The following is an 18,453-nucleotide window of genomic DNA, read 5'->3' as shown; positions in this document are numbered from 1 at the left end:
TGGTCGATAACCCTGGATAGCGGGAACTGGGGCCTGCTTGTTCAACGCCATGCCGGCGATGGGGTGAAGATCACGCCCCTGGCGCAAGTCCCTATCTTTCCCCGACCTTTTTCATTATTTCTATCTGGAACCGTGTTGCCCCGGCAGGGGAGAATGCGGATCCTATTGGTATCTTGGCGTCCCGAGACGGGGCGGCACTCGGGCAACGGACCTAAGGGCTTTATATGGCGAGCATATTGGATTCAGTGGATCAACGTACCCAGCTGGTGGGAGAGAACCGTCTGGAGTTGCTGATGTTCCGCCTGGGATCCCAGCAGTTGTTTGCAATCAACGTGTTCAAGGTGCGGGAGGTGGTCAAACTGCCCCACCTCAACAAGATGCCGGGGGCCCACCACAACATCAGCGGGGTGGCGAACATTCGCGGGGCCTCCATCCCGGTGATCAACCTGCGCGGCGCCATCGGCATGCGCCCCATGCCCATCGACAGTGAATCCAACCTCATCATCACCGAGTACAACCGCACCATTCAGGGCTTTCTGGTGGGGCAGGTGGCCCACATCGTCAACATGACCTGGAAGGACATACTGCCGCCGCCGCGCTCCGCCGGTCGCTCCAACTACCTGACCGCCATCACCCGCATCCCCGAGGGGGACGTCGATCAGATCGTCGAGATCATCGATGTGGAGAAGGTGCTGGCGGAGATCATCACCTACGACATCCGCATCTCGAACGAGGTGCTCGACCGCAATATCCTGCCCCAGATGCAGGGGCGCCGGGTGCTCATCGTCGATGACTCCAGCACGGCTCGCAACCAGGTGCGCGAGACCCTGGCCCAGCTTGGACTCGAGGTGATCGAGTGCCAGGACGGTCTGCAGGCCCTCAAGCTGCTCAAGGGCTGGTGTGACGCGGGCAAGAAGGTGACCGACGAGATCATGCTGATGATCACCGATGCGGAGATGCCGGAGATGGACGGTTATCGCCTCACCCACGAGGTGCGCAGCGATCCGCGCATGGCCGATCTCTTCATCACCCTCAACACCTCGCTGAGCGGCAACTTCAACGAGGCCATGGTGAAGAAGGTGGGGTGCGATCGCTTCATCTCCAAGTTCCAACCGGACCTGCTGGTGGGGGTGGCCCAGGAGCGGCTGCGCCAGATCCTGGGGGCCTGACCCCGCGCTCGCGCCCAGGTTGCAACATAGAGTTGCGACATGAAAAAGCCCCCGCCTTGGCGGGGGCTTTTTGCTGTCCGTGACGACGAGCGGGTTAGCCTTTTGCGGGTGACTGGGCCAGCAGGGGCTCGATGAAACTCGCGACCCGATCGCGGATCTGCGGCTGGGCTTCTGCGGTGGGATGCAGTCCATCATTCATCATGAGTTCAGGGCGCAGCGCAATATCATCCAGAAAGAAGGGCATCAGAGGCAGCGCATTGGCCTTGGCGAGATCCGGGAAGATCTGCTCGAACTGTTGCAGGTAGCGAGCCCCGTAGTTGCGGGGCAGCTGGATCTGGGTCAGCACGGTCTGGGCCTGGCTGGCCTTGGTCAGCGCCAGCATCTTGCTCAGGTTGGCCCGGGTGATGGCCGGGGCGAAGCCGCGCAGGCCGTCGTTGGCCCCCAGTTCGATCAGCACCCAATCCGGTTTGTGCTCCTCGAGCAGGGTAGGCAGGCGGGCCAGACCGCCCTGGGTCGTCTCGCCGCTGATGCTGGCGTTGATGAGCCTGTGCTTGCCCCCTTGCTGCTGCCACTTCTCATTGAGCAGGGCAGGCCAGCTCTGCTCGGCCTGCATCTGATAGCCGGCACTCAGACTGTCCCCCAGTACCAGCAGGGTCTGGGCCTGCACCGAGGACACCCAGCAGTACAGGCAACTCAAAGCCAGCAGAAAACGCGCCATGGATTCAACTCCCATCATGTCATGCAAGGCCCGATTCATCAGGCGCTATGGATTATCGGCAAGGGGCAGGATGACGGCCACCCTGCCATGGCGTCGACACGTCCGTGACCAGGTCATGATGGCCCTGCCGTTTCGCCGGTATGGATTTTCAGCAAGGGTCCGAGTAAACAGGAATAATGCCATGAATTCAACGCTCATCATTCACCGCCATTCAGGGCCCAAGCACACAGGAAACGCAACATGAGTTCAACCCCCATCATCACAGTCAACGGGCTGGGCAAGACGGTTAGCCTCGGCCAGGAGAGCCTCTGCATCCTCGAGGGGATCAATCTGCAGGTCAACACGGGGGAGACCCTGGCGCTGGTCGGTGCCTCCGGCTCCGGCAAATCCACCCTGCTCGGGCTCCTGGCCGGGCTGGATCTGCCGAGCAGCGGCGACATCGAGATCCTCGGCCAGTCACTCACCCAGCTCGATGAGGAGGGGCGCGCCAGGCTGCGGGCCGAGCAGGTGGGCTTCATCTTCCAGTCCTTCCTGCTGTTGCCGACCCTGAGCGCCCTGGAGAATGTCATGCTGCCGGCCGAGCTGCGCGGGGAGGTGGACTGCGAGCCCAGGGCCCGCGAGCTCCTGGCCGAGGTGGGGCTCTCCGAGCGGCTGCATCATCTGCCGCCCCGGCTCTCCGGCGGTGAGCAGCAGCGGGTGGCCATCGCCCGGGCCTTCATGACCCGTCCCCAATTGCTGTTGGCGGATGAGCCCACCGGCAACCTCGACAGCAAGACGGGGGAGAAGGTGATCGAACTGCTGTTTCGCCTGAACAGAGAACATAACACTACCCTGGTGGTGGTGACCCACGATCATGAGCTGGCCCAGCGCTGCCAGCGGCAGCTGGTGATGGCGGCGGGACGGCTGGAGGCCGAGGTCATGTCGCAAGTGGCCCGCGTCAGGGAGTCGTCATGAGCAGGTGGAGACTGGGTTTGAAACTGCTGCGCCGGGAAGGTTTCAGCGGTGAACTGCGCTGGTTTGTACTGGCCCTGGCCCTGAGCGTGGCCTGCGTGCTGAGTGTGGCGCTGGTGGCCGATAGGCTGGATGCGGGGCTCAAGGCCTCGGGGCGGGACTTCATCGGTGCCGACCGGGTGCTGCGTACGGCCACCCCGGCGCAGGGGGAGTGGCTCGAACAGGCCGCCCGGAACGGTCTGGCGGTGCAGACCACGGTCAGTTTCAACAGCATGCTGTTTCACGGTGACAACCTGCAGCTGGCCTCCATCCGGGCCGTGCCGGCGGAGTTTCCCTTCTACGGCAAGCTGGAACTCAGCCCGCAACGGGCCCCGGCCCCCGGCGAAATCTGGCTCTCCGATCGGGTGATGAAACTGCTCGGTGCCAGGCTCGGGGATGAGCTCGAGGTGGGCAACACGACCCTCAGGGTCGCCGGTGAACTCGGCCAGGAGCCGGATCAGGGCTTCAGCCCCTTCCAGATGGCGCCGCGGGCGCTGATCCACAGTGCCGACATCGAGGCGACCGGCGCCCTCTTGCCGGGCAGCCGCCAGCAGTGGCGTTATCTCATCAAGGGGCCGCGAGAAGCTATCGCGAGCTATGAGGCCTGGCTCACTCCCAAGCTGAGCGCTGGGCAGAAGCTGATCAAACCGGACGATCAGGGCTCCCAGGTGGGCAAGTCCCTGGCCAATGCGGAGCGCTTCTTCCGCCTCGCCTCACTGGCGGGCGTGCTGCTCGGGGCCCTGGCCATGGGCATAGCGGTGCGCCACTTCGCCGAGCGCCAGACCAATATGGTGGCCCTGCTGAAGACCCTCGGCGCCTCCCGGCGCACCCTCTGGCAACTGATGGGCAGCCTGCTGTTTTCTCTGACCCTGATCGGGGCCCTCATCGGACTGGTGGCGGGCAGCGCCATGCAGTGGCTGACCCTGCAACTGCTCGGGGATCTGCTGCCTGCGGATCTGCCGCCTCCCTCCTGGCGTCCCTTTGCCCTGGGGTTGGCGGTGGCCTTCTTCATCACCCTGCTACTGGCCTTCATCCCCTTCCTGCGTCTGCTCAAGGTGCCCCCGCTGCGGGTGCTGCGCCGTGAGCTGGAGGCGGGGATCCCCCCCTGGCTGACGGTGCCGGTGGGGTTGCTCGGCCTGTTTGGACTGGTGTGGGGCTTCACCGCCGATGCCAGGCTCTCCCTCGGCCTCATCGGCGGCATGGGAGTCTTGATGCTGCTGCTGGCGCTGCTCGCCTCCGGCCTGCTGCGCCTCGGCCGCCGGGTCAAGGGGCCCCATGCCTTGCGCCTCGCCATCAACCATCTCTCCCGGGAGCGAGGCAGTGGTCTGTTCCAGCTGGCGGGCTTCGCGCTGGCGCTCATGCTGTTCGGCCTGCTGTGGGCGGCCAGGGTAGATTTGCTCGACGACTTCTCCGCCCGCTTGCCGGCGGATGCCCCCAACCGCTTCCTGGTCAACGTGGCCGATGAGGAGCGGGAGGGCATAGTGGCGGATCTGCACCGGGCCGGTGCCGTCACCTCGGACTTCTATCCCATGGTGCGCGGGCGCCTGACCCAGATCGCCGGTCAGGCGGTGGGGGAGGACGCGGCGCGGGAAGGGGTGAACCGGGAGCTCAACTTCACCACCACGGTGGGGTTGCCCCCCGACAACGAGGTGACCGAGGGCCAGTGGTTCAGCGGCAAGGGAGAGGTCTCCGTGGACGAGGTGCTGGCGGGTCAGCTGGGCATCGCGCTGGGAGACATCCTCAGTTTCACCATCGAGGGGCGTGACTTCGAGGCCAGGGTGACCAGCCTGAGATCCATCAAGTGGGACAACATGAGGCCGAATTTCTACATGATCTTCTCCGCCGACGTGCTGGCCCCCTTCTCCCAGACCTGGCTCGGCAGCTATCGCCTGCCCGCGGAGGGGAAGGGCGCCGAGGTGGAGCTGATCCGCCGTCATCCCACGGTGAGCCTCATCGACGTGGAGGATCTGATCGCCCGCCTCACCGTGGTCTCGGATCAGGTGAGCCGTGCCCTCGGGCTGATGCTGGGGCTGGTGACGGTCGCCGCCCTGCTGGTGCTGCTGACCCAGACCCAGGCCAGCATGGCCGCCCGGCGCCGGGAGCTGCTGCTGATGCGCACTCTCGGGGCCGGCAGCAAACTGCTTGAGAAGATGCTGCGCTGGGAGCTGGTGGCCAGCGGCCTGCTGGCGGGGCTCTGCGCCGCCATGGTGGTGGAGCTCTGCTCCTTCGGCCTGCAGTGGTGGTGGTTCGACGGTCAGTGGCAGTTCCACTGGGCCATCTGGGCTGGTCTGCCCCTGCTCGGGGCGCTGCTGGTGACCCTGGCCGGGCAGGGCATGCGGCGGCAACTGCTGGCGGGGACCCTGAGCGACAGGCTCAGGGGACTGGGGCAGGGGCTGCTCTAGCGAAGCCCGTGCGGATGGCCTGGACGGCCATCCGTTACCGGGTCCAGGCGCTGTCTATCCGCCTTTGTTTCGTCACATAAAAATCCCGGCATGCGCCGGGATTTTTTTGTCTGTTCAGCGTGGGGTACGCAGCAGATTCTCCAGCGCCTGGGGCAGGGCCGGGTAGGTGAAATGGAACCCCGCCTGTTGCAGGCGGGCGGGGAGCACATGCTGGCCGGTGAGCAGCAGATCCGCCGCCTCTCCCATCAGCAGGCGCAGGGCGGCGGCCGGCACTCGCAGCAGGTGCGGGCGGCGCAGGGTCTGGGCCAGACGCAGGCTGAAGCTGTTGTTGTCGACGGGGCCGGGGGCTGTACCGTTGAAGATGCCCTCGCACTCGTCGTGCTCCAGCAAAAACAGCATGGCGCGCACCAGATCCTGCACGTGGATCCAGCTCATCATCTGCTTGCCCGAACCCATGGGGCCGCCGAGGCCGAGACGATAGGGGGGCAGCAACTTGGGCAGGGCACCGCCATCCTGACCGAGCACCAGGCCGATGCGCACGATGCAGACCCGGGTCCTAGGGCTTTTGGCCCGGAGGGCGAGCTGCTCCCAGCGCTGGCAGAGCTGGTGGGTAAACTCGTCATGGGGCTGCTGGCAGCTCTCATCCAGCGCAGTGCCATCCTGGCGGCCATACCAGCCGATGGCGGAGGCATTGAGCAGCAGCCGGGGCGGCCGGTTGGAGAGCTTGATGAGATCGACCAGCTGCTCGGTGAGCAGCCAGCGGCTGTTGCACAGCTGCTGTTTGCGCTGCTCGCTCCAGCGCCCTGCGGCGATGGGTTCCCCGGCCAGGTTGATGACGATGTCCACGTCGTTGAGATCGTCCAGCCGGTCCAGGTTGTCCAGCAGTTTGACGTCGTGGCCGAGCAGCTCGTAGGCGCGGCTGCCCTGGCGGGTCAGTACCCATACCTCGTGGGCAACCTTGAGGTGTGCCACGAGACGACGGCCGATAAACCCTGTCCCCCCCGTGATCAGTATCTTCATGCCGAGCCTCCCGATGTCGTTGACTCTACTCTAGAGGGCCAGGCCTCGATGAACAAGCGGCTGTTTTTGCGAGTGTTATGATTTTTCATGGAGTTGGGTACTTCACTGGTCCGGCCTTGCAACAGGGGTTGAACTCATTGCATTTGGCCGGGAAAGATATGTCTACAAGGTGTATTTGAGGAGCGTTTCATGCCAGTCGAGCTGGCGGTTGAACCTGTTCTTCCTTGCCAAGGCGATGTCAGGCTGTAAACTTGGCTGTTTTTTTCGCCGTTTTGATTGTGGGGGATTATGCCGTTTCATCGTCTGAGAGTGCGCCAATACTATCGCCGTCTGGTGTTTTCCGTGCTGGCTGGCTTGCTGCCCATGGTGCTTGGGATTGCAATTGTTATCTGGCAGACCATGAACGGGGTGACACAGGATGCACAACAACGTTTGCTGCATGCTCGAGACATGTTTGATCGCACCCTGGACAATGCCAGTCTGGCCGCCTCGGCTGTGATGGGGAGCGCGGGCAAACCTTGTCTCGAGGTCATGCAGGGACTGCGGGATCAGGTGGCGACGGTGCCGGATGTGCGCAGCGTCAACCTGACCGAGGGCGAGACCATCTATTGCACTTCTCTCTATGGTCCGGTCAAGGGGGAGATAGATCTTGACGACTATGTGGATGGCAAGCTCGATCTCATGCGGGGCAACCCGGTGACCCCGAAGCGGCCGCTCATCGTCTACCGCCAGGAGGTGGGCAAGTTCAGTGTGCTGGTGGGGGTGGATGGCTACTACCTGCTCAATATTCTGGATATGATGAGCCGCAACTCGCCGCTCGGGCTGGTGGTGGGTCCGCAGATGCTGCTGCGCGACAGCCAGCTCACCGAGCAACTGCTCACCCCTGACACTCAGGGCTACATGGAGCTAGCGTCCGGGAAGTATCCCTTCAAGGTGGTCACCGCCATTTCGAACCAAGACCATGTCGCCCATGTCTGGGACTACTCCAAAGTCAGTTTGATCCTCTATCCCCTGCTGAGTCTGCTGTTTGGTTGCTGGGCCTTCTGGCTGACGGGGCGTGCCGCCTCACCGCAGCAAGAGTTTCGGCGCGCCCTGGACAAGCAGGAGTTCATTCCCTATCTGCAACCCGTGGTGACGGGTGAAGACGTTCACTGGAGCGGCTGCGAAGTGCTGATGCGCTGGCAGCACCCCCGTCAGGGCATGATAGCGCCGGATCGCTTCATTCCCATGGCGGAAGAGTGCGGTCTCATCGTGCCCATGACCCGCTCCTTGATGCAGCAGGTGCGCGAGCAGTTCAGCGGCCGGGTCCATACCCTGCCCAAAGGCTTCCATTTTGGGTTCAACATCAGTGCCAGCCACTGCAAGGATCTCAGCCTGGTGGAGGATTGTCGCGACTTCATCGACGCCTTCAAGGCCAATCCCATCAAGCTGGTGCTGGAGCTGACCGAGCGGGAGCTGATTATCGCGGACGAGGTGACCGATCGGCTGTTCGCCGAGCTGCATGCACTCGGGGTCTTCATCGCCATCGATGACTTCGGCACCGGTCACTCCAGCCTGACTTACCTGCAAACCTTCCAGGTCGACTTCCTCAAGATCGACAAGAGTTTCGTCGGCATGATTGGCTCGGATGCGCTCTCCAGCCACATCGTCGAGAACGTCATCGATCTGGCGACCCGGCTCGGTCTGCAGCTGGTGGCGGAAGGGGTGGAAAACGAGCAGCAGGCCGCCTACCTGCGCGAGCACGGGGTGACCTTCCAGCAGGGCTATCTCTACGGCAGGCCCATGCCGATGAAGGCCTTCATCGGCGAGCTGACCTCTTGAGCAGGCAGGACGTGCTCATGGCGCGGTTAACCTGGCCGCCAATAAAAAAGCCAGCGACCCAGGTCGCTGGCTTTTTGCATTCGAGAGGGGTTAGAGCATGCGGGCGAGGGCGCGGGCCAACCGCTTGATGCCCTCTTCCGTAGTGGCTTCATCTACGCAGGAGAAGCTCAGGCGCAGGGTGTTCTGAATTTCGGGGCGAACGTAGAAGGGGGCACCGGGTACGAAGGCGACCTTCTCCTTGATGGCCTCGTCGAACAGGGCCATGGCACTGACGCTTTTGGGCAGGGTCAGCCAGAGGAACATGCCCCCTTCCGGCCGGGTGTAGCTGACCCCAGGCGGGCAGTGACGGCCGAGGGCGGCCTCCATGGCGGCGCGCTGGCGACCGTAGACCTCCTTGATCTTCTCGAGGTGGGCATCGAGGGAATTGTCGGTCAGGAAGCGGTGCAGCACCTGCTGGCTGAAGGCGTTGCTGTGCAAATCGGTGGCCTGCTTGGCGATGGTGACTTTCTTGCGCAGCCAGTCCGGCACCAGCATCCAGCCGAGACGAAACGCCGGCACCACTGTCTTGGAGAAGGAGCCGAGCAGCACGGTATTGTTCGGTGCCAGCTTGGCGATGGGGGGCAGGTGTTCCCCCTCGAAACGCAGCTCGCCGTAAGGATCATCTTCCACCATCAGCAGCTCGTGACGCACCAGTCGCTCGGCCAGGGCCTCGCGGTTGGCGCGGCTGTAGGAAACGCCGCTCGGGTTCTGGAAGTTCGGCACGCCGTACAGCAGCTTGGCGTTCGAGCCCTGCTCCAGCAGTGCATCCAGCGCGGCCAGATCCAGTCCCTCTTCGCCCAGGGTGATGGGTTTGAAGTGCGGCTGGTAGACGGAAAACGCCTGGATGGCGCCGAGGTAGCCCGGCTCCTCGATGATGAGATCCTGCCCCTCGTTCACCAGTACCTTGCCCAGCAGGTCCAGCGCCTGCTGGGAGCCGCTGGTGATGAGGATGTTGTCCGGATTGACTTCCATGCCGTGGCGGCTCAGGTAACGGTCGGCGATGTACTGGCGCAGGGGGGCGAAGCCTTCCGTGGTGGCGTATTGCAGGGCCGCAGCACCCTGCTCGCGCAACACGTCCTGGCAGGCCTGATCGATGGCCTTGACCGGGAACAGATGGGGATTGGGCAGGCCGCCGGCGAAGGAGATGATCTCCGGATTGGCGGCAACTTTCAGGATTTCACGGATGAAGGAGGGTTCGACTTTCTCGAAGCGCTGGGCGAAAAACGGCTGCATAAGGTTCTCTCTGACTAGGGGGCGGTCATTCCATTCAACCGCCACGTTATCCGTTTGTATCAGATTTGAGAAATGAGGCAATGGCTGTCACAAAAATCCATAAAAAAGGGCAGGTTTGGCACCTGCCCATATTTTATGGCTTCCCCCGGCCCAAAGAACGTCAATCCCTCTGCCGGGGGGCTTGCTCAAGCGATGGGCGTTCACCGCTCAGCCCTCGCTGGCAGGCGGGGGCGGATCATCGCCCAGCGTTCAGAGCCCGGGCTCCTTGAGGAAGCGGATCATCAGATCCGTGTTGGCGCCGAGCTGCTGCTCAACCCGGCCCGGGAACAGTTCGGCCATCTTGTCGAGGCGGTCGTGCTCGGTGTGCCAGATCTTGCCCCATTGGGTCTCGCTGTCCCGATCGCAGGCGCTCTTGGTTGCCTCGTCGTAGCAGTCCCACAGCGCCGGATGGGTGCTCTGGGAGTAGCCGTCGTAGCCATCTTCCCCGTCGATGGTGAAGTTGGTGGCCTCCACGTAGGCGATGGGCACCCCGAGGCAGGCGAAGGGGGCATGATCCGACCAGCTGCCGGTCTCCCCTTCCGGATAGCCGGGGTAGCTCGGGTGGATGGCGAAGGGGGTCGCCGTGCTCTTGGAGAGCGCCAGCAGGCGATCCCGCACCTTGGGATCGAAGCTGTAGCGGCTCGGATCGGCGCAACTGTACTCGGCCACGTCCGAGTGGGCTGAGTGGACGTAGACGATGTCGCCGCCGGCGATGGTGTCATAGTTCACCATGGCGAGCAGCCGGGCGGTAGCGGCCGCGTCCAGGCTGGCGGCATAGGCCTTGGAGCCGTTGAGGCCGTTCTCTTCCGCCCCGAAGAAGGCAAAGCGGACCGTGTAGGGCAGGGTCTGGCCCTTGAGGGCCTCGGCCACCGCCAGGAGGGCCGCCACCCCGGCGCCGTTGTCGGTGGCCCCTTCAGAACCCTTCTTCTCACCGGTGCTGTCATAGTGGGCGCCGATGAGGATCACCTTGTCGCTCTGACCCTTGAGTTCGGCAACGATGTTCTGGGACTGCTTGCTGGCGCCGCTTCGGGTGTAGGTGAAGGGCTGGTTTTGCACCTCGTAGCCCCAGCCGGTCAGGAGATCCTGGATCCAGGCGGCGGCGCGGGTCTCCGCCTCGGTGCCCGTGGGACGGGCACCGATGCCCTCGGCGCCGGAGCTCAGCTGCACCAGATACTCATGGGCCTGATGGGCGGGCGCCGGAGGTTGTGAGTCGTTGTCCGAGGGGTTGCACCCGGCCAGCAGGGTCGCGATGGCCAGGGTCAGCAGGGTTTTCTTCATACTGCAATCCTTTGTTGTGTATGGCTTTATTATCAGCAGTCAGGATGCACCCGACCCCCGGCAGATTCTGTGAGTGGGGCGGCATTTGTCAATCAGGAGGGCGGAAATGGTCGATGACGGGGGATTTGTTGCGCGAAACACTTGCGCCTTGGGCCTATCTTGGGATAATTCGCTCCCCGGTTTTTGCGCGCTGATGCAATAACGAGCAATCCATTAATGTCGCCTGGGATCCAGCGCGATGAGATAACGAGCTATTTACTATGTCTGTGACCCAAGATGTGTTTAACGAAGACGGCAAGTTCATGCGCAAGGTTCGCAGCTTCGTCCGTCGCGAAGGCCGCCTGACCAAGGGGCAGGAGAAGGCCCTGGAAGAACTCTGGCCGGTCATGGGCATCGATTTCGCACCGGCGCCGCTGGACATGGTGGCGCTGTTTGGCCGCGAGGCACCCGTGGTGCTGGAGATTGGCTTTGGCATGGGCGCCTCCCTGGTGGAGATGGCCAAGAATGCCCCCGAGAAGAACTTCATCGGCATCGAGGTGCACTCCCCGGGCGTAGGTGCCTGCTTGGGTACCGCCCAGGAGGCCGGCGTCACCAACCTGCGCGTCATCTGCCACGATGCGGTGGAAGTGCTTGAGCACATGATCCCGAACGGTTCGCTCGCCTGCCTGCAGCTCTTCTTCCCGGATCCCTGGCACAAGAGCCGCCACCACAAGCGCCGCATCGTGCAACCCGCCTTCGCTCAGGATATTCGCCAGAAGCTGGCCATCGGTGGCGTCTTCCACATGGCCACCGACTGGGAAAACTATGCCGAGCATATGCTGGAAGTGATGAGTGCCGCCGAAGGCTACGAGAACACGGCCGAGAGCGGCAACTGGGTGCCCCGTCCCGAGTGGCGTCCCCTGACCAAATTCGAACAACGTGGCCATCGTCTGGGGCACGGGGTTTGGGATCTGATTTTCAAGCGCGTTAGCTAATCACCCGTCAACTAACCTAAGGAGCTGTCATGGCCAATCGTAGTCGCCGTCTGCGTAAGAAACTGCGCGTCGATGAATTCCAGGAAATGGGGTTCGACATCAGTTTCAACTTCCCGGTCGGTACCGCCGAAGAGACCATCGATAACGTGGTCGATACCTTCATCGACGAGGTCATCGAGCCCCGCAAGCTGGCCTTTGCCGGCTCCGGCCATCTGGCCTGGGAAGGCATGATCTGCACCCAGCAACTCGGCAAATGCACCGAGGAAGACCGCGCCGCCGTCCAGTCCTGGCTGGCTGGCAAGGGGTTGGAAGCCGTGGTGGTCACCGAATTGTTTGACCTCTGGTACGGCGAGCCGGCCTGAGTCAAACCGCCCGCAGGGCAACAGGAAAATCCCGCCACCGGCGGGATTTTTGTCGGTGGGCGCAGGCTCACCGGTTTTTGTCATGGAATCGTCGATGGTGTTGTCATCCGAATTACTGGCCAGCATTCTTGAGCAGGTTCGCCCCTTGCTGGGGCAAGGCAAGGTGGCCGATTACATTCCCGCACTGGCCCAGGTGCCGGCCGACAGGCTGGGCATTGCGGTCTGCACCGTGGAGGGAGAGCTGTTCACCGCCGGTGACGCCTTCGAGCCTTTCTCCATTCAGAGTATCTCCAAGGCCCTGAGCCTCACCCTGGCCCTGACCCTCTATCAGGAGGAGGAGATCTGGCGCCGGGTCGGCAAGGAGCCCTCCGGCCAGCCGTTCAACTCCCTGGTGCAGCTCGAGTTCGAGCAGGGCATACCGCGCAATCCCTTCATCAACGCCGGCGCCCTGGTGGTGAGCGATCTGCTGGAGACCCGGCTCACCGCCCCGCGTCAGCGCACCCTGGAGCTGGTTCGTCGCCTCAGTGGCAACCCGGCCATCATCGCGGATCAGGTGGTGGCGCGCTCCGAGTATCAGCACGCCGCCCGCAATGCCGCCATCGCCTATTTGATGAAGGCCTATGGCAACTTCGAAAACGAAGTGGACAAGGTGCTGCAAAGCTACTTCAATGCTTGCGCCATCCGAATGAGCTGCGCCGATCTTGCCCGTACTTTCATCTATCTGGCCAACCGCGGGGTGCCGCTCGGTGAGAGTACGCCGTTGTTGCCGGCCCGCACCGCCAAACAGGTCAATGCCCTGCTGGCCACCTGCGGTCTTTACGACGAGGCGGGGGATTTTGCCTATCGCGTGGGCATGCCGGGCAAATCCGGGGTCGGCGGCGGCATCATGGCGCTCATCCCCGGCGAATTGTGTGTCTGTGTCTGGTCACCCGAGCTCAACAAGGCTGGCAACTCCCTGGCGGGCACGGCTGCCCTCGAGCTGCTGGCCGAGCGGCTCGGACGCTCCATTTTTTGATGTTTGATTGTTCACTTTGAAGACGAGAATCACCATGAAACGAGTAATGACGCTGTTGCGGGCTGCTCTGGCCACCCTGTCGCTGTGGAGTGCCTTGCCGGCGCTGGCCGCTGAATTGCCCCTTCTCTCCGTGGCCGATGCCACGGCCAAGGGGACGGTTATCCTGGATACCCGTCCGAGCTATCTCTATCAGGGCTGGCCGATGGCGGATGAGCAGCAGGGTGGTCATGTGGCGGGGGCGGAAAACCTCTCCGCCGAATGGAAATACAGTGACGAGGAGTGGGTGAAGGCGCTCAAGGACAAGGGGTTGTCGGCGGACAAGCCGGTGGCGCTCTACGGGGAATCCCGCGGTGTGGCCGAGGTGGCCCGCCTGCTGCGCCAGCAGGGCATCAAGCAGCTGTTCGAGCTGCAGGACTGGAAGAGCGCCCCGCGTGAGCACCTGGCCCGCTGGCAGCAGCTGGTCCATCCCCTCTGGCTGGCGGACCTGCAAGCCGGCAAACCGGTGGTGGCTGCACCCAAGGGAGACTGGAAGCTGTTCGAAGTGGCGTGGGGCGCCCCCAAGGCCTATCTGCTGAGCCATATCCCGGGGGCGGGTTACATCGACACCAATAGCCTCGAAGAGGAGCCGCTCTGGAACAAGGTCTCTGACGAGGCGCTCAAGAAGCTGCTGCTGGAGAACGGCATCCGCCACGACACCACCGTCATCCTCTATGGTCGCAACACCATGGCGGCGGCCCGTGCCGCCCACCTGATGATGTATGCGGGGGTGGAGGACGTGCGCCTGCTGGATGGCGGCCTCGACGCCTGGTTCATGCAGCACCTGCGCACCGAAACCGGTCTGGCCAACACCTTCAAGCCGGCCAAGGATTTCGGCGTGACCATACCGGCTCACCCGGAATACCTCACCTCCCTGGACCAGGCCAAGGCGCTGCTCAAGCAGCCGGATGGCGCCTTGGTCAGCGTACGCACCTGGGACGAGTTCGTCGGCAAGACATCCGGCTATAGCTACATCAAGCCCAAGGGTGACATTCCCGGCGCCAAGTGGGGTCGGGGTGGCGTGGATGCCAACAGCATGAGCGACTTCCACAACCCGGATGGCACCATGAAGCCCGCCCGCGAGATCCTCGCCATGTGGGATGAGTGGGACATCGAACCGACCCAGCAGGCCGCCTTCTATTGCGGTACCGGCTGGCGCGCCTCCGAGGCCTTCTTCTACGCCTGGCTGATGGACTGGAAGCGGATCAGCGTCTACGACGGCGGCTGGTACGAGTGGAGCATGGATCCCAAGAATCCCACCATCACCGGCGAGCGTCAGCCCAACAGCTGACGACCCCCGTTGCCCGAGTGAAAAGGCTGGACGGATGTCCGGCCTTTTTTGTTTTTACGTGTCTTTTGTGCTGTTTTTAAGATGCTGAACAGTGAAGTAAACAGGTATTTCCGATGAACATGGTGAGCTTATTCGGGAGGGCATGACTGAGCTAGGCTTCAAGCAGCATCCTCGTTCCGAGGATGGCGAGGGAGAAGAGGCGAAGATGAAACGACTGATGACGATCCTGGTGTGCACGCTGGCCCTGGCGGGGTGCAGCTCCCAATACATCATGAGCACCAAGGACGGACGCATGATAGCCACCGACAGCAAACCCAAGCTGGATGACAGCACCGGCATGTACCGCTACTACGACGAAGAGGGCCGGGAGATGCTGATCAAGAAAGACGACGTGACGCAAATCATGGAGCGCTGAGGGAACTGGAGCGAAGAAAGGGGAGATAAATCGAACGACATATGTATAAACCGGAAATAAAAAAAGCACCTTCAATGAAGGTGCTTTTTATCCGAAGGACAGTACCTATTTAGATCAGAATGAGGCCACGCTGGTCTGGTCGTAGAGGCCGAACTTCCTCGACAACATCTGGCCGCCGTCCCGGGTCAGGGGAACCCAGCTGATGTTGGCGCTGTCGATGGTGGACTTGAACATCATCAGGTCGAATGGGATGGTGATGTAGAGGCCCTTGGTAAAGCTACCTTCGCCGTACTCCTCTGCCGACACATTGGTGAAGGTGGCAAAGAAACCGGCGCTGACCCCTGAATCAAATGTTTTGGCGAAGTTGAAAGTAGCGCCATAGTCCCCCGCGAGGTAGCGACCCACCGAGATCTGGGCGGTTACCTTGTCCAGAAACTCTGGTTGCCAATAGGTGGTAACATGGCCCGTAGCCACTTGGTAATCTGCAAGCTGGAGGGTGTTTTCCCAATCCCGTTGCCTCACCAGGTTGACGTCCGCCCCTATGGCCCAAGACTGGTTGAAGGGACGATACAAGGCTTCTCCACCCACCCCGGCGTACATCATCTCCAGATAACCGCCATAAGCCTGGGCGTACCAAGCCTCACCATACTTGTCCATGTGGGTGAGCTGCAGGTTGTTGAGCAGCACATCCGACGATGTGACGTACTCCCGCACCCAGGTTCGGACCCGGGGAAGGGCCTCTCCATCGGGCGGCGGCTCGGTGTAATTGAACTTGTCATAGTTGTTGACGAGGTTTAAGAATACTGTGCTGCTCACCCAGTCGTGCTCGGTCATGTGCCAGTCGGTGTTGGCATTCAACCCGAGCTGGTACATGTAGAAACTTTCGGCTCCCCCGATGGACTGACTCAGCTTGGGCACAATCTTGAAATCCCATGAGCGGGGTTCGGCCCCATGGCGCCGAGTTCCTTCGACGGGGGCCGGTGGCTGGCGGCTGACCTCGATCTCTTGTGTCTGGCCTAGAGGGAGATCGCTGTTGGCACGACGCACGGAGTCGAGATCGACTCGGCTCTCCTGCAGGGGCATTCCCTGCTTCTGCTCGATGATGCGCAGCTCTTTCACCGTGGAAGGCAGGGCATTGACGGCCAGCAGGGTGGCTCGCTGCTCGCTCTGGGCCTGATCCCTGTATCGGGTCTGCTCTGCTTCCAGCGTCAGGGTCTCCTTATCACTGTAGAGTGAGGCCTGTTGCCAGCCCCCATTGCTGGCTAGCTGGGAAGAGAGCGTCGACCAGTCGACCTGCTCCAGGGAGTCGACCTGGCTGGTCTGATAGGCAGGAACGGGGGGATCCATGACCTTGGGCAGCGACAGAGAGGAATCGTTGAAGTTGGTATGCCATGTCACCCCCCACATCAGGGTATTGCCGCGCTGATAGCTGAGGTGCATGTCGAACACATCGTAGGGCTGGTAGACGATGCCCGCATTGATGGGGGTGCTCTGAACGATGGCCCCCGCCGACTCGTGACTGTAGTCGTTGCCCTCGTATTCGAGCTTGAGCCTGAGGGGCTGCCAGGGGGTCTGGTACTCTATCCCTCCATAGAGGGCCGCCGGGCCATGGAACAGGCTGCCGAATTCAAACTTGCCGCCGCTGCCCGAGAAGCCGTCATCACGCTGACACCAGCCTTCACGGACTTCACAGAAGGGATTCTTGATGTTGCCGCTCTGACCCATGTTTCCCCACGCCATTCCCAGGGTGAAATCAAGGTTCTTGTAGCGTTTGCTGGCGACGATGTATTCGCTGTCAAAGAGCCCGGTCCCCATCACATCGCGCAGTCCCACAGAGACCTGTGGGCGCCAGGTGGACTCATCCCATAGCCTGGCTTTGACATCCAGTCCCTTGTCCTTGTAGGTCTGATCCCCGCTGAAATTCTCGTCATTGCTATAGAGCCGGGTGCGAATGTCGGTGTATCTCAGGGTGGCCTCCAGCCAGGCGAATGGCTGCATGGAGATGGACCAGCGCCGGTATTCCTGGTCATCCATGTAGTTGAATGAAAACTCGCCTTCGGGCGCCATGCGTGCCGTCGGCATCTGGAGCAGACCTACGCCACCAAAATCACTCTGGGTGGGGAAAGTTGGCGAGAAGCTGTCCGTGTTGGCAAACGCGAAGGGTGAGACAAGCAGCGAGAGAGTGGCGATTCTGGTCAGCATTACTCGGGTATCCGATTAGCAATCATGTCGGCAATACGGAGATTGATGTTTTTGAATTTGGCAGGAAGCAGCTCAGGGTCGAAGCCGGCAAATAATGTTGCACCCGGCATGGGCTCGATATGGTATTCGTTCCACACCGCGACGGGGGACAACTGGACGCGGCCATCCGGCTGAATGAGATAGACCTCTCCAGGGTTGGCGCCGGGTAGCAGACTGTGGCCCTGCCAATATTCAGCCAGCCCCTTGGCTGGTTCATGGGGCATGGACCTGCGACTGTTGATCAATCCCAGCAGGTAGAGGCTGGATGGCCTGCGAGAGAGATAGAGAGAATAGTCGCCAGACAGACGAGGGTCGTTTGCAGGCTCCACTCTGCTGAGATCCGGATCCAGCTTGATGTCAATCCGGCCGGCCACATCGAGCTGATCCAGCTCGCGCAGCAGTTGCTGGGTGGCCTGAACCAGACCTCCCTGATGCGCTCTCATCCAGAGAACCTGGAGGGCTTTCAGATCGCTGAGCAGCTGTTCTTTGGCTTGCTGTGCAGACTTATCTTGGGCGGGGGAGGAGATGATGGCGGCAGGCCAGTAGGTGTCACCGGGCAAGCCGGGCGCATTCAACAGTTGTTCCAGGCGCTGGCTATCGGAGAGGGAAATGGTGGTTTTGCTGGCATTGCCGATGATCACCCGGGTGACGCTGTCGGCATAAAGCCATGGCGTATAGCCAATCAAGAGTGAAAATATGATTTTTTTCATGGCAAATAGGGCTTGGTAAAGACCATTTCGATGGTGTTATTGTCAGGGCCTAACTTCTGAATAGTTTTTCTGACCACACCGGATGTTTTGTCCAACCAGTAATAATTAGTCCACACTTGGTCATCTTTTATTGATTGCACAGTTTCTTCATAGTGAGAGGTTAGAATTATATTTCCATTTATATCCAGATTTTCATCGGCCAGCTGTTTTAAGGTGGTGTTGAGGTTTCTTCCGCTGTGGCGAAGTTGCACCCATTCGGCCAGATAACTGAATTGGGCATCGCCGGGAATGACGGCCTGACTCAAGGGATCCGGCATGGTGGCGGCGAAGTAGCGAAGATCATTATCCAGCTTGAGCGTTTTGGTAATTCGACCATGCTCGGTCACTATCAAGCCTCTGTCGCTGCTGATCCAGGAGAGGCGATCCCCCTCGGCAAAGGCGAGCACGAGCAATACAGTTGGTCTGTCGTCAACGGTGAGCAATGCACTGGCATAGGGCAGCTTTTCGATGGCTTCCGGGGTAATTGTTATCTCATCATCTGCAGTGAAGATATATTTGAGCTGTTGATAGCTATCAACGTTGCTGTCTGCACAGCCAAACAACAACATTGATAGCAATAAAAGAATGCACTTGATTAGCATGAAAACATCACTGAATAAATAGAAGAATAATAAAGACTGCCCTGAGGCAGTCTTTATTT

At 61.4% G+C, this 18,453-nt stretch carries 16 protein-coding genes; 9 read left to right on the top strand and 7 right to left on the bottom strand.

Going from position 1 to position 18,453, the window contains the following annotated elements:
- The first annotated feature begins 224 nt into the window (after positions 1–224).
- Positions 225–1,169 carry a chemotaxis protein CheV gene (locus ABNP46_RS16950; RefSeq protein ID WP_349919386.1) on the top strand — a complete coding sequence of 315 codons (945 nt, stop codon included), beginning with the start codon at positions 225–227 and terminating at the stop codon, positions 1,167–1,169.
- 94 nt (positions 1,170–1,263) lie between these two features.
- On the opposite strand, the gene ABNP46_RS16945 is transcribed toward ABNP46_RS16950, so the two are convergent.
- Entirely contained in the window at positions 1,264–1,887 is a 624-nt protein-coding gene (locus ABNP46_RS16945) for an arylesterase (RefSeq protein WP_349919384.1), read from the bottom strand.
- Between the two features lie 240 nt (positions 1,888–2,127).
- Here ABNP46_RS16945 and ABNP46_RS16940 point away from each other — a divergent pair, with 240 nt between their 5' ends.
- Positions 2,128–2,841, top strand: a complete 714-nt coding sequence (locus tag ABNP46_RS16940) for an ABC transporter ATP-binding protein (RefSeq protein WP_349919383.1) — start codon at positions 2,128–2,130, stop codon at positions 2,839–2,841.
- Positions 2,838–5,279 (top strand): ABC transporter permease, encoded by a 2,442-nt coding sequence (locus ABNP46_RS16935; RefSeq protein WP_349919382.1) that lies wholly within the window; start codon positions 2,838–2,840, stop codon positions 5,277–5,279. The genes ABNP46_RS16940 and ABNP46_RS16935 overlap by 4 nt, the downstream gene beginning before the upstream one ends.
- A 114-nt stretch (positions 5,280–5,393) precedes the next feature.
- Here ABNP46_RS16935 and ABNP46_RS16930 read toward each other — a convergent pair whose 3' ends face one another.
- The gene (locus tag ABNP46_RS16930; protein WP_349919381.1) at positions 5,394–6,299 is read right to left on the bottom strand and encodes a TIGR01777 family oxidoreductase; all 906 of its coding nucleotides are present in this window, start codon (positions 6,297–6,299) and stop codon (positions 5,394–5,396) included.
- Positions 6,300–6,587: 288 nt separating this feature from the next.
- On the opposite strand from ABNP46_RS16930, the gene ABNP46_RS16925 reads away from it, so the two are divergent.
- Positions 6,588–8,120 (top strand): EAL domain-containing protein, encoded by a 1,533-nt coding sequence (locus ABNP46_RS16925; RefSeq protein WP_349919379.1) that lies wholly within the window; start codon positions 6,588–6,590, stop codon positions 8,118–8,120.
- A gap of 90 nt (positions 8,121–8,210) precedes the next feature.
- On the opposite strand, the gene ABNP46_RS16920 is transcribed toward ABNP46_RS16925, so the two are convergent.
- Together ABNP46_RS16920 and ABNP46_RS16915 are read right to left on the bottom strand one after the other, a co-directional pair.
- Positions 8,211–9,392, bottom strand: coding sequence for a PLP-dependent aminotransferase family protein (locus ABNP46_RS16920; RefSeq protein ID WP_349919377.1), 1,182 nt, complete (start codon positions 9,390–9,392; stop codon positions 8,211–8,213).
- 249 nt (positions 9,393–9,641) lie between these two features.
- Complete coding sequence (locus tag ABNP46_RS16915; RefSeq protein ID WP_349919376.1) at positions 9,642–10,709, bottom strand: M28 family metallopeptidase; 1,068 nt, start codon at positions 10,707–10,709, stop codon at positions 9,642–9,644.
- A gap of 260 nt (positions 10,710–10,969) precedes the next feature.
- Here ABNP46_RS16915 and trmB point away from each other — a divergent pair, with 260 nt between their 5' ends.
- The 5 genes from trmB (at position 10,970) to ABNP46_RS16890 (ending at position 14,802) form a co-directional block, all read left to right on the top strand.
- Entirely contained in the window at positions 10,970–11,683 is a 714-nt protein-coding gene (gene trmB, locus ABNP46_RS16910; RefSeq protein WP_349919375.1) for a tRNA (guanosine(46)-N7)-methyltransferase TrmB, read from the top strand.
- Positions 11,684–11,712: 29 nt separating this feature from the next.
- On the top strand, positions 11,713–12,045 hold the full coding sequence (locus ABNP46_RS16905; RefSeq protein ID WP_349919373.1) for a YggL family protein: 333 nt from the start codon (positions 11,713–11,715) through the stop codon (positions 12,043–12,045).
- Positions 12,046–12,139: 94 nt separating this feature from the next.
- Positions 12,140–13,060, top strand: coding sequence for a glutaminase B (glsB, locus tag ABNP46_RS16900; RefSeq protein WP_349919372.1), 921 nt, complete (start codon positions 12,140–12,142; stop codon positions 13,058–13,060).
- A gap of 34 nt (positions 13,061–13,094) precedes the next feature.
- A complete protein-coding gene (locus ABNP46_RS16895) occupies positions 13,095–14,387 on the top strand; it encodes a rhodanese-like domain-containing protein (RefSeq protein ID WP_349919370.1) in 1,293 nt (430 codons plus the stop codon).
- 142 nt (positions 14,388–14,529) lie between these two features.
- Complete coding sequence (locus tag ABNP46_RS16890) at positions 14,530–14,802, top strand: YgdI/YgdR family lipoprotein (RefSeq protein ID WP_349919369.1); 273 nt, start codon at positions 14,530–14,532, stop codon at positions 14,800–14,802.
- Positions 14,803–14,916: 114 nt separating this feature from the next.
- Here the strand turns inward: ABNP46_RS16890 and ABNP46_RS16885 are convergent, their stop codons facing one another.
- The 3 genes from ABNP46_RS16885 to ABNP46_RS16875 are packed head-to-tail and all read right to left on the bottom strand — an operon-like array spanning position 14,917 to position 18,394.
- A complete protein-coding gene (locus tag ABNP46_RS16885; protein WP_349919367.1) occupies positions 14,917–17,004 on the bottom strand; it encodes a YjbH domain-containing protein in 2,088 nt (695 codons plus the stop codon).
- A complete protein-coding gene (locus ABNP46_RS16880; protein WP_349919366.1) occupies positions 17,004–17,753 on the bottom strand; it encodes a capsule biosynthesis GfcC family protein in 750 nt (249 codons plus the stop codon). The genes ABNP46_RS16885 and ABNP46_RS16880 overlap by 1 nt, the downstream gene beginning before the upstream one ends.
- Entirely contained in the window at positions 17,750–18,394 is a 645-nt protein-coding gene (locus ABNP46_RS16875; protein ID WP_349919364.1) for a YjbF family lipoprotein, read from the bottom strand. Before ABNP46_RS16875 ends, ABNP46_RS16880 begins: the two co-directional genes overlap by 4 nt.
- Positions 18,395–18,453 lie beyond the last annotated feature (59 nt).

Source organism: Aeromonas veronii (genome assembly GCF_040215105.1).
Taxonomy (GTDB): Bacteria; Pseudomonadota; Gammaproteobacteria; order Enterobacterales; family Aeromonadaceae; genus Aeromonas; species Aeromonas veronii_G.
The sequence above is the reverse complement of the archived record's forward strand: the minus strand, read 5'-3'. Positions and strand labels throughout refer to the sequence as shown.

What these genes read in the sequence shown, in the direction of transcription:
- ABNP46_RS16950 (WP_349919386.1), top strand. Translation starts at nt 225, where the DNA reads ATGGCGAGCATATTGGATTCAGTGGATCAACGTACCCAGCTGGTGGGA.
- ABNP46_RS16885 (WP_349919367.1), bottom strand. Translation starts at nt 17,004, where the DNA reads ATGCTGACCAGAATCGCCACTCTCTCGCTGCTTGTCTCACCCTTCGCG.
- trmB (WP_349919375.1), top strand. Translation starts at nt 10,970, where the DNA reads ATGTCTGTGACCCAAGATGTGTTTAACGAAGACGGCAAGTTCATGCGC.
- ABNP46_RS16925 (WP_349919379.1), top strand. Translation starts at nt 6,588, where the DNA reads ATGCCGTTTCATCGTCTGAGAGTGCGCCAATACTATCGCCGTCTGGTG.
- ABNP46_RS16880 (WP_349919366.1), bottom strand. Translation starts at nt 17,753, where the DNA reads ATGAAAAAAATCATATTTTCACTCTTGATTGGCTATACGCCATGGCTT.
- ABNP46_RS16930 (WP_349919381.1), bottom strand. Translation starts at nt 6,299, where the DNA reads ATGAAGATACTGATCACGGGGGGGACAGGGTTTATCGGCCGTCGTCTC.
- ABNP46_RS16935 (WP_349919382.1), top strand. Translation starts at nt 2,838, where the DNA reads ATGAGCAGGTGGAGACTGGGTTTGAAACTGCTGCGCCGGGAAGGTTTC.
- glsB (WP_349919372.1), top strand. Translation starts at nt 12,140, where the DNA reads ATGGTGTTGTCATCCGAATTACTGGCCAGCATTCTTGAGCAGGTTCGC.
- ABNP46_RS16890 (WP_349919369.1), top strand. Translation starts at nt 14,530, where the DNA reads ATGACTGAGCTAGGCTTCAAGCAGCATCCTCGTTCCGAGGATGGCGAG.
- ABNP46_RS16940 (WP_349919383.1), top strand. Translation starts at nt 2,128, where the DNA reads ATGAGTTCAACCCCCATCATCACAGTCAACGGGCTGGGCAAGACGGTT.
- ABNP46_RS16915 (WP_349919376.1), bottom strand. Translation starts at nt 10,709, where the DNA reads ATGAAGAAAACCCTGCTGACCCTGGCCATCGCGACCCTGCTGGCCGGG.
- ABNP46_RS16945 (WP_349919384.1), bottom strand. Translation starts at nt 1,887, where the DNA reads ATGGCGCGTTTTCTGCTGGCTTTGAGTTGCCTGTACTGCTGGGTGTCC.
- ABNP46_RS16895 (WP_349919370.1), top strand. Translation starts at nt 13,095, where the DNA reads ATGAAACGAGTAATGACGCTGTTGCGGGCTGCTCTGGCCACCCTGTCG.
- ABNP46_RS16920 (WP_349919377.1), bottom strand. Translation starts at nt 9,392, where the DNA reads ATGCAGCCGTTTTTCGCCCAGCGCTTCGAGAAAGTCGAACCCTCCTTC.
- ABNP46_RS16905 (WP_349919373.1), top strand. Translation starts at nt 11,713, where the DNA reads ATGGCCAATCGTAGTCGCCGTCTGCGTAAGAAACTGCGCGTCGATGAA.
- ABNP46_RS16875 (WP_349919364.1), bottom strand. Translation starts at nt 18,394, where the DNA reads ATGCTAATCAAGTGCATTCTTTTATTGCTATCAATGTTGTTGTTTGGC.